Raw genomic sequence first — 13,904 nt, 5'->3', positions numbered from 1 at the left:
ATACAATAGGTGATATTGTGACCCCTCAGGGGTTCGAACCCTGGACCCACAGATTAAGAGTCTGTTGCTCTACCAACTGAGCTAAGGAGTCTGGTAAAATAAATATAGGTTAAAAATAATAATTAGTCGCTTGGATTTAAATATAGATCCAACCTCATTGCTCCGCAATTATCAGCTCTCTCGCATCTTCTCGGTTCTCAGAAGTGAGTAACTTGTAAAGTGTATTAATATCATATATTTGCCTGACATCTTATCATCAATATGGTGACTCTAAAATACCTCATTCTCACAATAATTGGATTCTTCTGTTTCAATAGTGTAAAAGCACAAACCTTTGGTTGTCTAAAATTCAAACAGGGAAAGTTTAAGATGATATATAACGAGAAGTTATTAATAATAAAACGTGACGCAACTCATCAATATGAATATTACGATAATTCAACCGTTCCTATTTCGTATAAAATAAAATGGATTAGCAATTGCTCTTACATATTAAAGCCAGATGCAAATAACTTCAAGAGATTTCCTAATACCCCTAAAAATGCACTTATTACAGTTAATATAATTAGCTATAGTAGGGATACTTATAAGATAAAGGCAATATCTAATTTCAGTCCGCTGGCATTAGAAAGTGAGATTACTAAAATCAACTAAGGTTGTCTCTCTGCAATTGAACCATATATTCTCACACGCGGCACGCGTGCGCCAGCGAAGGAGCTAGTAAGGATCCAAAATTATGAAATATGGAATGTACACCACCTATTTTCTTAATTAATAAATCTATCTATCTCTTGCTTCAAATGTTTAAGAGACTCTATAGAAGAATTTTTGCCAACCCGATAAGTAAAACTGTCAGAGTCAGTGTTTGTTAACACCCCGAATTTACCTGTTAACCTGAATTTCAAAATATTCATAAGACACTTACCGGGAGCGTTTACTCTTAAGCTATCACTACTGAAATAATCTTTACATATATCGAACTCATTATCAAAATCACCTGTTGGATATTTTAAGATATACTGACTTTTGACCAATGCAATATAATCTGAAATATAGTTACCTCTTAATGAATAAGGTTTAGTAATAATGTTTAAGTCTCTCGGAATGTTAATACTATAGTAACCACAAGATAGTTCATGCAGAAAAACAATAGGGAAGCAGCTTATTAAATCCAACAGCAAAACATCCAACTCAGCTAGAAAATTGTCAAATTGAAAAATCGCTTCAAAATCAGCATTTTTAAGTGTAGTTTTTTCTTCTTTTACCAATTCAAAAAGCGCCTCTTGATTTATCAAATAGTTCTCTATTGAATATTTACGCAAATAAAAAAGGTTAGGCAATTGTTGCTTGCTCCTAAAAAAGTCATCGAAGTCTTGGTCAACAATATAAACATCCTTTTTAGAATTTGCTATCGATTCAGCTGCCTTTATTACGTTAGCCTTTCCATTTAAGCCTATGATTCGATTTATTTTAATTCCATTAAAAAGATTTTTAAATAAGTGGAAATAAAAATGTTCTTTGTCTACATCCTCAACATAAAAATTAATATCATTAAACTGATCGAATAAAATTCCGAAATTAGACTTCGCTTGTAATGACCTTGTTGGCATAATCCCTTGGCTTTCTATACTCATCTACTATTTAAAATAAGGATTAAAAATCTTGCATTTGTCTTTATATACTCCAATAATCTCTGGCGAATGAGTTGCAATAATCAATTGTGTATCTGGTTTTTTAAACTTATAAATAGCTTTTAAAAAATCTTCCTGCCATTTTATATGTAAAGAAAGTTCCGGTTCATCAATCATGAACAACTTTTCTTTCCTATATTTTATGTAGGTGAATAAAATCAATAGTTGTCTCTCCCCGGAAGAAAGAGTATTAATGTTTATTCCAGATTCAACTATTTGTTTTTCACTATCTATAATATCATATTTCAACTGACCTGTCTTCTTCTCAAAATAAAGCCTTTTTGCTGAATCAACTAGAAAATCATTTATAATCGCAATAAATTCCTCTAAAGGTGCAATTTCAAGCTTAGAGTTTTCCTCAAACGTGCTAAAGGCATTTATTAGTTTATTCACCTTACTAAAATGACTTATATTAACCGCATATTCAAGGCTTTTCTCTGAAGGATTATCCTTAAGCAACCTTTTTAGAGAAGTAAAGTACTGTGAAATGTTAAATTCAGTAATATTGACTTCAGGAGAATCCTGAGCTTTCTTTTCGCGACCATTTGAATTGTGGTTCTCATTCAAAAAACTTATTATTTGTTTCTCGAGAGTTTCCAAAATTTCAATAGATGGAGGCTTTTGGCTCATTAAATCGATTAATTGCTCCTCTGTGTAGACCTCATCAAATGTAGACATGATGATTGTCTCGTTTAGGGTTCTAGTCAATTTTAAGATTTCGTTAGTGTGATTGGTAAATTCCCGAGATAAAATTCTACCGACCCGTTGTAATGGATTAAGTCTATTTGGACCGTAATGAGATTGATTAGTGTTAATATCTTCATCTACAGTAGTACCACCTTCATCCGATAAGATCAAAGTTCTATCCAAACCAATATTCATTGGTTTTGGAAAAGATTTTATTAGATTATATGTTTCCTGTTCAGTTTCATCGGGAGTTACTTTAGAATAAATATCAAATTGTTCATTTTTTACCCGCAGACTTTTTAGCCCTTTGGTATCATGATCAAGCTTAATAACTAAATTTTTAAACGAATATCCTGTTTGTATATCAAGTAGATTTATTATGACAGTCTTTTTATCTTGAACGGCGCTGTATAAATAATCCTTTCCATCTAACTCAAATGTTAATTCGATCTTTTCGTAACATTCAGTAGCTAGTTTTCCTGTATCTAATTTGATTAACCAATTTATAGCGTTTAGTGCGCTTGTTTTGCCACCACCATTTATCCCAACTAAAAGTGCTAAGTCGTCATCAAGATCAAATTTGCTGTTCAGATAACCATGTAGTTTTTTGATACTTACTTGTTTGAGTTTCATTCTAATTTAAATATACAAAATTGATCAAAAATGCCATTGATCAACAATAATTTAAGCTCAAAAATGAAAACGAAGTTATACTGATTTGAGAGCCGATCGTGCAAAGTACCAAAAAAACCTTTACTTGCAAATTCTATTAGCAAAACAATCTTTGCGAAAGAGAACATATCTTTTGGATATAAAAATCGTAACACAATCTATTCGCAGTTGAACTACAAAAAATTAGATGATAGGCTTAATAATGTTTTCTCATACGCGGCACCCTTTCCCATTCTAGCTCAACACTCAACCCCTGACTAATCCGCCAAACGCCAGTCACTAAACGCCACACGCCTAAAACCCTCTTGACATTAACTAATCATTTCGTTACTTTAGTTCTATCATATCCTTATTTTACTGAGCAGCGATTATTTCATTACGCTCGGCTTAATCATCCCACATTTTATTAACGGGTTTTATTACCCATAAATTAATTGAGTTATGGCAATAACAGGCATGATTAGGGAACCTCCGCGTTCTGCAAAGACTGCAAAGGCAGTACAAAAACAGGTTAAAAAGCATCTTTTTTGGTTAAAAGGGGCAAATTACTTTGAAACCTTCCTGCCATGGGCAGCACCCAACCAAAGTTACTTTGAAACCTTCCTGCCGTGGGCAGCGCCAAATCAAAGTTACTTTGAAACCCTCCTGCCGTGGGCAGCGCCAAATCAAAGTAAAATCTACAAAAACAGTAAAAAACATAATTATTAAAATCTATGATTAACAGTATAATATTACAACCACTCAGAAATGGAGAGTATATCCAGTTCTTAACCGATACCTTAAACATTGTATCGAAAAACAATCCTGAAGCACTTAAGGTTAGCGCACAATATGATGCCTTACGTACAGCAACCGCCGATATTGAAAAGCTGTTTAAAATTAGTCAGGGCAGTTTGGTAACCCAGGAATTAGAAGTTTTAGATAAACGAAGAGACGATGCTATAAACGGCATTACTTTGCAGGTGCAAAGTTTATCGTACAGTGCCGATGCCGTATTAAACAAACATGGCAAAACCCTTTCGGCCCATTTGGCACTGTTTGGCACCGGCATAGCCAAAGATAACTACCAGAGTGAAACCACTAGCCTGCGTAATATTGCCAACGATTGGAAAAACAAACCCGAACTGCAGGAGGCGGTAACAGCTTTAAGCCTGGGCAGTTGGCTAACCGAAATGGAAACGGCCAACGATGCGTTTAACCTGGCCTATATTAAACGGAATGAGGAACTGGCGTTGGCACCCAGCGATAAGTTAAAGGAACTGCGCAATACGGCCAACAACCTGTATTATAAACTGCGTACCCGGATTAACTCCAACCTCGACATTAGCGATGGTGCAGAACCATGGTCCGCTACGGTGAACCTGCTTAACCAGAACATCAGCACCTATACCGCCTTGCAAACCCGCCGCGGAGCAGGAACGGGCGGGGAAGCACTTACGCCAACCATTGCCTGAAAGTAAACAGCAGATGAAAAAGAGCTATAGCGATATAGCTCTTTTTTATTAATTTGTGCGTTATAAATACGCAGGAATGACTGATAATAATTATGTTTCCAGAGGTGGCTGGTTTAGCTTCAGATTAGCTGACGGCTGGACAGAATACGATGATGAGGATGATTCTACCCATGCTTTCTGGAATGAAGCGGAGGCATCTTGGACTGGTAATTTTAGGATTACAGCCTTCCAATGGCCAAATGTAACTGACTCTGATGTAGATAAAGCTGGTGAATATATTAGCAATGAGGTTTTGGAGAATACTGGCGCACAGAAAATTATTTTAGGTGAATACGACTGCGCGCATTATAAGAAAGAATTTCAACAAGAGGAAGATCAGCAGGTAGTCTATTATTGGGTTACCGGAGCACAGAATGATATATTTATCTGCACATTCGCAATTGATAAGGAACAGGAGGCATTGCCGATTAATAAAAGGGAACTAATGGCGGTTCAAAATATGATCGCCAGTATCAAAATCATTTAGAACGATTGATTGACTTTATTTATTTCCCAAGGAAGGAACTTATCAGCAACAATACAAAGACACCATGTACATTCAAAAACTATCCATTGATATAAAGACTAACACAAACAAAGACGACCTCATTGATGAGTTTGGTGTACTGATGTCTTTTTATCGTGGAAATGGGCAAACACAAGGAAGAATAGAATCTCGGTACATTAAAAACGACAAGATCGTTTGTTTACCTTTCACTCTTGAGAAAAACTCCCTTAACAGAAAATTCAATAATTTCTATGTAAATAGACAAACAAAAAAAATCGAAGATCTCTGTAATTCCAGGCTGAGCTATAAAACTATCGGCAAGTCGTATGACAGTTACAAATCTCCTTGCAAATGTAAAAAGTCTGACTTCTATATTCTGATTACAAATTATATCACAATTAAATCTCCATTAACTTGTGGCACTTGTAATAAATCAGTACCGCTTTACAGATTACCGATTTATTACGATCATGGCTATATGCCAATCTTAAGCTGGGAAACGAATTATATTTCATGCGACAGTTTACAAATGAATTGTGAAGTTGGAGAACGTTGGGCTTTAAATCAGATGCAAGAAATTAAATCTCAACTATCCAAACAAGGACTCGAAATTTGCAAAAAAATCGAAGGAATGACTTCAATCCCAACTTTTTACTATTTACATAATTACAAGAAATATAAAGGAGATCAGCTAACAAGACCTTGTCCAGGTTGTAATAAGAAATGGAATCTAAAAACACAACTAAACAATCAGTATGACTTTAAATGTGACGAGTGTAAAATAATATCAACAATATCGCCAAACGTTTAACAAAGAATAACCTACACGCATGCTTCCCAACCTACGCAAATCTCAGCACCCTAACCTAAGCAATTGCCTGAATCGGCTTTCAAATAAATCAACACATTAATCTCGCTAAAAGCTTAACGAGTTGGATACATAAATGCAAATTAATACACCCCATTGTATTCAACTTAAATAAAATTCGCTTCATTTACTCAATCAAGAATTTGATAAAAATAGCAATTATGTATATTTAAGCGTGGGGCAGCAACTTACAAAACCTAATATGGACCAAGAAACAGCAAGTTATATTATAAACTACTTCAGTAACTTAATGACTGACAATGAAAAGTTAGCACTGAAACACCATATGCATACCTATAAAACTTCTGATGATCCTAAGATGAGAAGGATTTTGACTAATAGAGGTTGGATTAGAACGGAACCCGAAATACTTAACTTTCTAAAAGACGGCTACGATGAATTTGAGTTGAGCATCGCAAAACGAATTATGACGGAAAATCCTGAAAAGGTATTTCTCAACAATTGTTCAAAGTGTAATAAACTTGCAAGGACTCCATACGCTAGGCAATGCCGACATTGTGGCGATAATTGGCATGCAATAACCGTTGCTCAGTTTAAGCTTAACAATGCTTATCAATTGAAAGGAAAACAATTTTTCTTACTTGGAACAGTCGTGAAAGGAGACATCAAAAAAGGCCAATTTATAGATCTGACAATGTTAGGACTGAACAAAAAACCAAAAATTGAGACAATTGAATTTGCACTTAAACGAAAAGACGGAAAAGTATCGGAAGACATTGCACTCGGTACAAACGAACTAACCGAAGATGATAAAGATTATATTACAAATAAGGGTCCATTTGCTACACCATTCGACATTATAAATGACCGATCAACTTAAAAACACTTGTGTTTTACACTATTGAACCTGAAGCATTTATAAAAAAAGTCCGCTCTTCAATTAAACATTTATGCAGATATATTAAAGCCAACAAATGATCATAATAATAATTGGATTTATATTTTTTTTCTTAATAACAGCCCTTATTTACCTTACATATTGGTTACCAAAGAAATTGGGCTACCCAAAGGTTGGAAAATATACCTCCATAATTTTGACACTTTTGATCTTGATAAAAACTGCTTTATATGTATTCGAAGACGAGCTGTTTTCGAAAACAGATGCAGAAAAATTATTAATGGAGCAGGGTATTCAGCTAAAAGATAATTATAAAATTGAGGAGAATAAATCTGATTGGGGAGTGGGTGACTATTACCACACCTTTACTTTGATTATTACACCTCATGATAAACAAAGAATCATAAATCAGATAAAAAATGCTTCTAATTTCTCTAAAGAGGAAGAAGTTATAACCCGTTTTGATAACCAGGAACGCGACTACAATGGCCCTAAAAGATTTACAAATTACGAAACAGAAGAACAGTATGTTAGGGAACTTTTTGAGCCACATGGAAGTGGATATGCACCAACCTGGAGGAAAATAGAAATTGAAAAGAAAAACAACAAATTAACGTTCGAAGACATAGATGAATGATACCTCCGCTGGCGCATGCGTACCACGTGTGAAGAACAAAAGAAAATAGGCTATAGAATTAAATTATATAGTTATTTACAAAATTTCATAAGAACGATGATCCTAATCAAATACTCATGCATCCAACAATAACAGACATTATAGCCAGAATTATGGCTGATAAGGAAGAACTTGGGATTATGCTTTATGCGCCAGCTTCCCCAGCGGAAATATTGGATTTTGAGAATAGCATGGGCATTAAATTACCAGATGATTTAGTTAAATTCTATCGCTTTTCAAATGGTTTCGAATCAGAGGAAGATATGTTTAGGATCATTCCATTAGACGAAATTATTGACAATATAGACCAGCCAGATACTTATGCAGTGGAACTAAATGATTTCCACTTTGCAGAATATTTAATCTATTCTGATATGTGGACAATCAATATAAATCCTGTCGACAGTAATGATTACCACATTTATAACAAGGTGGAAAATGTAATCACCTTAACAAATTCATTCCCTGAATTTTTAGAGGCATTTTTAACCGGCGGTGTTTTTGACGGGCTTTACACCTGGAGAGAAAATATAAAACGATTGACTAAATAAAATTGATTTTATTCGGTTTACTTTAGTATATCGGATCCCAAAACTTTATCTTTAGAACAACTCCAGCTATTCTACCCAAATGTTTCGATGCTAACTCCAATATTATGAAACGTTATCTAAATATTCTAGCTTTACTTTTAATTGTAGCTGCCTGTACTAATAAACACCCTACTAAATTGAATATAGCTCAAAAAAATCCAAGTCAAAACTGTGATTGTACAAAGGATACATTGTTAGCCCAAATTATTTCTTGTGAACCAATTTCTTTAGATAATGGGGCAAAACTATACTGGAATTATAATTGCGACTCTTCATGGATAACTTTTGAAAATAGAAATCGAGAGAAAAAAACAATCTTTACATTAGGTGATGGATTAGTACAATTGACTAATCGGCTTGGACATACAAGTTTTCAAGAATTTAGAACAACATTCCTATATACAAACAGGGTCATTTCTGGTTGCTGCGATCCAGACGATTACTATTTATACAGCAAAGCTTCAGGTAAACTAATAAAAAAAATTGGAACAGCTATCTACGTTTCAGACAATAGTCAAATACCTTTTGTGGTTTCTGTTGCCAACAGAAGTCATATTCAAAAATTCGATTTTAATTCTCTAACACTCTATAATGTCGACACTCAAAAATCTTTCAGGATTAAAATCAAAAAAGGAGAAATCGAAAAGGGAATGAAAAATAACAATTACATGTTCCCAGAATACATTTTTGACAATCCTACTATTCACGGGCAAATCCTTACTATTAAATATTTTACAGAAAAGTATATTAAGGGGGTTAACCTAAAGTATAAAACGATCAAAATTGACTTAAAACAATACAACCGTTAGCAACTCCTTGCTATCTAGCCCAAGTCTTAGCACCCGGCCTAAGCAACGGCATGACTTGTTCTGCCGTTAAATTATAAATCAATTTCATTATTAAAAACTTGATGAGCCAAATACTGTGAATGCACAAATCATCCAATCCACTTCCTAGCCAATAAGAACTGCATCAGTGGGGGGGCTTTCGAGGCACAGCCCTATCTAGCGCAAGTCTTTGCGCCCTGGCCTAAACAAGGCCTGACTTGTGCTTTAATTTAGCATTAAATTTAGATTGCTTCACACTACTTCGCTACCCCTGCCCTTCAGTTCGCAATGACGAATCTCTTCGCCTTTATAAACCCAAGCTTCGAACCTCCAACTCCACACTACCCTCATCAAAATATACCCAGTAAATGGTATTGACGCTAAATATCGCGATTGGGAAATTTGCCCATAACAAACAAACAATAAAGCATGAAAATAAACAAACTACTATTAATGGCAGTGCTTGTGCTATTGATTACTACATCCAATTTAATTGCACAGGTAAAGAAATCAGCAACCAAAACGGCTGGTCCCCTTAAAACCAAATATGGTGCATTGGCTATAGACCGATCCAATGGTTTTTATTATGGTTTTTCATTCGATCAGCCAAACCGGGCAGAAGCCGAGAAGAGAGCAGTTGACGAATGCAACAAACGAGGCGGGTCTTGTAGCATTGTACTCACCTACTCGGGTACAGGTTGTGCGGCATACCGCACCATAAACGGCAATGTGGGTACCGCATTTGGCTGGGGCATAGCCAAAACCAAAGAAGAGGCCGATGCAATAGCAACTAAAGAATGTTTAAAAAGAAGCGGCGGCATCCAACCTACCAACTTTGTTTGGAGCTGTAACACAGCACAAGCGGCGCCGTTAAAAGAAATGTACAATGCCTCGCCTGAAATTACCGGGCCGGTAAAAATTGGCAACCAGGTGTGGACAAGTACCAATTTAAACGTGAGCACCTATAGAAACGGCGATCAGATTTATTACGCAGCCAACCAAAAAGAATGGGAAAAAGTAAGCAGGGATAAGATTCCGGCTTATTGTTATCTTAATTTCGACAGTAGTAATGAAAAGAAATACGGTAAGCTGTACAACTTTTATGCGGTTACCGATCGCCGAGGCTTAGCGCCTGCTGGTTGGCATGTACCTAGCAGCAGTGAATTTTTAACCCTTATTGCGGCTTTAGGTGGTGAAAAAGTAGCCGGTAAAAAAATGCGTGGCACTACTGGCTGGGACGTAAAAGATTCGTACAAATTTGCGCATGGCAATGGCGATAACTCATCAGGTCTCAATTTACTTCACAATGGCAGTGCAGGTGGTGATGAATATGGTGGCGGCCAGTCTTTCAAGTATGGGGTGTGGTTAAGCTATTGGTGGTCGAGTACTACCAAATCAAGCGGCGACAGCTTTGCCTACTACCTTGACTTTAACAAATACAGCGAACCGCGTGTAACTGACTATAGTAAAACCACAGGCGCCGCGGTAAGGTTAGTGAAAGATTAATTTGCGGTATTATAATATTTAAAACCTTAAGGTTCGAAATCGCTTACTCAACCGGGAATGATCAAGATTTTCCGGTTGATTTTGTTTAAAGGGTCATAACAAACCAAACACCACTTATATTGGTATTTGACCATATCAGGAATTGAAGGGGATACAAACTGATATCTAATTATAGGGCTTAAATCGTTTGTTTAATAATTGGATTGCTTCACCTCACAGTTCCTCCCTTTGGTTCGCATTGACGTATCGTTTAGTTTACAAGTCCAGACTTCGGACCTCCAACCCCTGACTCCGACTAATCACAATGACCTACCAAAACCCTTCTTTTAACAATTGCCAAAACAATTGCCTTTTAAAAGGGATTATATAAGTACACCAATAACATTTGATATGAAAACGAAAATAATAATCTTGGTAGCTGCCTTTGGCTTAGCGTTGTCAGCGTGTAGTGGTAAAAAAGCCGATCAGGAAAATGCCGACAGTATGTACAAATACACCGATACGAACAAATTGATCGATAGTACAAGCACCGATTCAATAGCAGATTCGACCACCAATGCTCCAGCCGATGTTAGACGTTAAAGAAGAATAAACAAACAGCTAGCGCTCATACCTAAAAATATGGGCGTTTTTTAATGATTTACCAAATCCAATCTTTTGATGCTAGGTTTCAGGCCCCAAACCTCCTGAACCTGGATTAATACGCCAACAGATTGCTTCATACCTTTTCTTCGTTTCGGGGTACAGCTTAATGTTAAATAGCCCTGATGGAAGTGAAACGGACAGCAGGACCGAAGCCAGCCCAAGGATTACAGCTGCTGCGCTCCAAAAACCTTTCAACTCCAAACTAATCCACATCTTGTTCTCTTTCTAGAAATCAAAATTTCGGACTAATCCACAAATAGATTGCTTCACGCCACCTCCCCCCTACCCTTCGGTTGAGTTAATATAAACCTCGAGTTCGGCCCCCTGACTTTTGACTCCAAGCTCCAAACTAACCCTTCCCCAGTTCTCCAACATACCGATAAGTGTTCACCTGCACCCCTGTAGGCGTAGTTTTCGTGCTTAGAAAAGCCAGTTCGCGTGCATCGGCAGTATCAGAAAAGAAACGTTTGCCCGTGCCCAGCAATACCGGGTATACCATCAGCACCACCTCGTCAACCAATCCCTGCTCTAAAAGCACAGCAACCACCGTCGAGCTTCCATATACGATCAGATCAGGACCTTCTGTTGATTTGAGTTCGCGAATACGCGTAACGATATCTGTACCTAAATCTTCAACAGGTCCCCATTCGAGGCTGTCTGGCCTATGAGTGGCCACATATTTTTTGCCATTATTTAAACTATTTGCCATCGGATTATCGCCTGCTTTTGGCCAGTACTGGGTCCAGCTATCGTAGGTTTTGCGGCCCAGCAACAGATCGATATTAGTTCCCTGCGCCTCTAATACGGCTGCTAAGCCTTCCAAACTCCGGTAAGGTGTTGTCCATCCGCCATGCGTGAAATCCTCGCTGTTTTCGTGCTGCATCACGCCATCAAGCGAGATGTGTTCCATTATTTTGATCTTTCTCATGTTATTTTCTATTGATTTGATGATGATAAAGTTACAACGGAAGAGTAACACGCATGAGGGGCAATCGTGACAATAACAAGGCGTTTTTATGACCATTTGCATTGGACGTAAGATGGTTATTGGTTTAACTGGAAATGGGACTTGGAAACGAATGGTTCTGTGCTTTTCGGGTAGCGCAGCCCCGCCATTCGCTACAATCTTTTTGTTACTGTTATCCTGAACCTATCGAAGGGGCAACAAAAAGGATTTCCGCTATTGTCGGGTTTAGGGAGGAGGATCTGTAGCTTTTGGCAAGCTGAATAGCGATTGTTATATTCATATGGCCTTACCTGTCCCGATTGATGAACACTGGTATGGATAAGTCGACCGTAAACTGTCAATTTAAAACTGTAAACTAAAACCCCTAACTTGTGGCAACTAAATTAACAAGCATGCTCATAGATTTGATACCAGTAATTGAAATCGGATATAAAAATCAGGAGCTAGCTCCGCCAGACAAATTTCCTTATTGGGAGCATCCTGAAATTTGGAACGCCTATCACCAAGAATGCTTTCAAAAAGCGGGTTTTAAAGATAAACTGACGCCTTATTTAAAAGGTTTTCCATTGTATAAACTCTCAGAAATTACTGATAACAACTTAACCAAACTCATCATTGACCATACGCAAGAAATGAGAGATGGAAAATATGAACGACAACTGGCCGCAACATTTTTTGGCGGTTATGTTTTGAATATTGATGGGCAAGACAAATATTTTCCTCAATGTTGCGGAGGACTGAGTGATATCATGTATTGGGACAGCCTTTCAATGCTACAAAATGTTTATTACGAAGGACACCCTTCCCCACAGATCAAATTTGATGGCGACAATATCCTATTTGATTTTTCGGTTGACGAATTTGATGAACCTTTCCTACCTACACCACAAGAAATTACACTATCAATTGATCGACACGAACTCAGAAAAGCAGTTGAAAAAGTTAAAATAGCACTTCAATATTTTGAAAAACGTCTTGATAAAATAAACGATGTCGAAAAATTAAACATTGAAAACATTGGCGGACTTTTAATTTGGGGCGATTAAAACTACGGAATAAGATATTAATAGATAAACATACTCAAGTGTTAACCTAAATAATCCTGAATAAAGATATCATATACCAAGACGATCAACCACAAATGAAAACACTACTAAGCATTTCGATATTATTCCTCTTCTTGGTTGTAAATACATCGACAAGAAGTCTGAAGTCAAATGGAAAACAATTGAAGTTGGTGACTACCTTTTTGACTTTCCTCAGAACTTTAGATTAATTAAAGAGCAAGGGATTGACTCTTATATTGGGAGAATTAAAGGAAATGATATAACCTTTGAATTTGATTTTGGGTTTTACTCAAATGACTTTGAACAAACCATTGATGAATATTTAAAAGATGGAGATTGGCGAAGTCTCATTGCATTTCAATTTATGAAAGATGGCGTAAATTATGATGACAGAAATATGCCAAATGTCGAAATTATCAATATCCGGCCCGCAACGTCGAAAGATGATTCAAAAAATAAAAAATACGATTTTGTTGCCGAATATATATACGAAAACAGCAAGTTTGAATACCCGATATCGATTCCGGATGATATCAAAAACCAAAATTTTAGCATTGATACCATCCAAAATGTATATAGAAAGATAGTATTCTCCAAAGATACGAAAAATGGAATTACTGGAATTTACCTGGCAAAAACAGATGGTACTGAAGCGCTATCAATGTTTACCAGTAACCTGACGGCAGTGCAACAAAAAACAGTATTAAAAATTTTCAAAACAGGCAGGTTAAAAATTCAGTAGCAGTAGCACCCAATCAAGCCTCATAAATCTATCTTTGTTGAGGATCACTTAAATCGACAGACATTAATTAACTTTCATAAGCCCCAGTAAATCGTGAAATCATCTC

At 36.6% G+C, this 13,904-nt stretch carries 15 protein-coding genes and 1 tRNA gene; 12 read left to right on the top strand and 4 right to left on the bottom strand.

The annotated features are described in order from the left end of the window. Positions 1-18: 18 nt before the first annotated feature. The 3 genes from LQ227_RS11920 to LQ227_RS11910 form a co-directional block, all read right to left on the bottom strand. Positions 19-91: transfer RNA gene (locus tag LQ227_RS11920), tRNA-Lys, on the bottom strand. A gap of 676 nt (positions 92-767) precedes the next feature. Beyond that, entirely contained in the window at positions 768-1,634 is an 867-nt protein-coding gene (locus LQ227_RS11915) for a DUF4435 domain-containing protein (RefSeq protein ID WP_230144564.1), read from the bottom strand. Between the two features lie 3 nt (positions 1,635-1,637). Then, positions 1,638-3,011: an AAA family ATPase gene (locus tag LQ227_RS11910; protein WP_230144563.1), complete on the bottom strand. Its 1,374-nt coding sequence runs from the start codon at positions 3,009-3,011 to the stop codon at positions 1,638-1,640. Between the two features lie 480 nt (positions 3,012-3,491). Here LQ227_RS11910 and LQ227_RS11905 point away from each other — a divergent pair, with 480 nt between their 5' ends. The 10 genes from LQ227_RS11905 to LQ227_RS11860 all read left to right on the top strand — a co-directional run bounded on the left by LQ227_RS11905 (position 3,492) and on the right by LQ227_RS11860 (position 10,959). After that, on the top strand, positions 3,492-3,758 hold the full coding sequence (locus LQ227_RS11905) for a hypothetical protein (RefSeq protein WP_230144562.1): 267 nt from the start codon (positions 3,492-3,494) through the stop codon (positions 3,756-3,758). A gap of 5 nt (positions 3,759-3,763) precedes the next feature. After that, positions 3,764-4,504: a DUF6261 family protein gene (locus tag LQ227_RS11900; protein WP_230144561.1), complete on the top strand. Its 741-nt coding sequence runs from the start codon at positions 3,764-3,766 to the stop codon at positions 4,502-4,504. A 76-nt stretch (positions 4,505-4,580) separates the two neighbouring features. Further along, positions 4,581-5,030, top strand: a complete 450-nt coding sequence (locus tag LQ227_RS11895; RefSeq protein WP_230144560.1) for a DUF3805 domain-containing protein — start codon at positions 4,581-4,583, stop codon at positions 5,028-5,030. Positions 5,031-5,094: 64 nt separating this feature from the next. After that, the gene (locus LQ227_RS11890) at positions 5,095-5,862 is read left to right on the top strand and encodes a Zn-ribbon-containing protein (protein WP_230144559.1); all 768 of its coding nucleotides are present in this window, start codon (positions 5,095-5,097) and stop codon (positions 5,860-5,862) included. A gap of 259 nt (positions 5,863-6,121) precedes the next feature. Next, positions 6,122-6,760: a hypothetical protein gene (locus LQ227_RS11885; RefSeq protein WP_230144558.1), complete on the top strand. Its 639-nt coding sequence runs from the start codon at positions 6,122-6,124 to the stop codon at positions 6,758-6,760. 223 nt (positions 6,761-6,983) lie between these two features. Further along, positions 6,984-7,415, top strand: coding sequence for a hypothetical protein (locus tag LQ227_RS11880; RefSeq protein WP_230144557.1), 432 nt, complete (start codon positions 6,984-6,986; stop codon positions 7,413-7,415). A gap of 116 nt (positions 7,416-7,531) precedes the next feature. Further along, entirely contained in the window at positions 7,532-8,005 is a 474-nt protein-coding gene (locus LQ227_RS11875) for an SMI1/KNR4 family protein (protein ID WP_230144556.1), read from the top strand. 104 nt (positions 8,006-8,109) lie between these two features. Continuing rightward, positions 8,110-8,853 (top strand): hypothetical protein, encoded by a 744-nt coding sequence (locus LQ227_RS11870; protein WP_230149446.1) that lies wholly within the window; start codon positions 8,110-8,112, stop codon positions 8,851-8,853. 447 nt (positions 8,854-9,300) lie between these two features. Next, the gene (locus tag LQ227_RS11865; protein WP_230144554.1) at positions 9,301-10,377 is read left to right on the top strand and encodes an FISUMP domain-containing protein; all 1,077 of its coding nucleotides are present in this window, start codon (positions 9,301-9,303) and stop codon (positions 10,375-10,377) included. Between the two features lie 390 nt (positions 10,378-10,767). Then, complete coding sequence (locus LQ227_RS11860) at positions 10,768-10,959, top strand: hypothetical protein (protein ID WP_230144553.1); 192 nt, start codon at positions 10,768-10,770, stop codon at positions 10,957-10,959. A gap of 412 nt (positions 10,960-11,371) precedes the next feature. Here the strand turns inward: LQ227_RS11860 and LQ227_RS11855 are convergent, their stop codons facing one another. Next, positions 11,372-11,950 (bottom strand): dihydrofolate reductase family protein, encoded by a 579-nt coding sequence (locus tag LQ227_RS11855; protein WP_230144552.1) that lies wholly within the window; start codon positions 11,948-11,950, stop codon positions 11,372-11,374. A 410-nt stretch (positions 11,951-12,360) separates the two neighbouring features. Here LQ227_RS11855 and LQ227_RS11850 point away from each other — a divergent pair, with 410 nt between their 5' ends. Beyond that, entirely contained in the window at positions 12,361-13,035 is a 675-nt protein-coding gene (locus LQ227_RS11850) for a hypothetical protein (protein WP_230149444.1), read from the top strand. Between the two features lie 385 nt (positions 13,036-13,420). Then, complete coding sequence (locus LQ227_RS11845; RefSeq protein WP_230149443.1) at positions 13,421-13,798, top strand: hypothetical protein; 378 nt, start codon at positions 13,421-13,423, stop codon at positions 13,796-13,798. Positions 13,799-13,904: the final 106 nt, after the last annotated feature.

This window comes from Pedobacter sp. Bi27 (genome assembly GCF_918698255.1).
Classification (GTDB): Bacteria; Bacteroidota; Bacteroidia; order Sphingobacteriales; family Sphingobacteriaceae; genus Pedobacter.
Note: the sequence above shows the minus strand (reverse complement) of the source record. Positions and strands in the feature narration are given on the sequence as shown.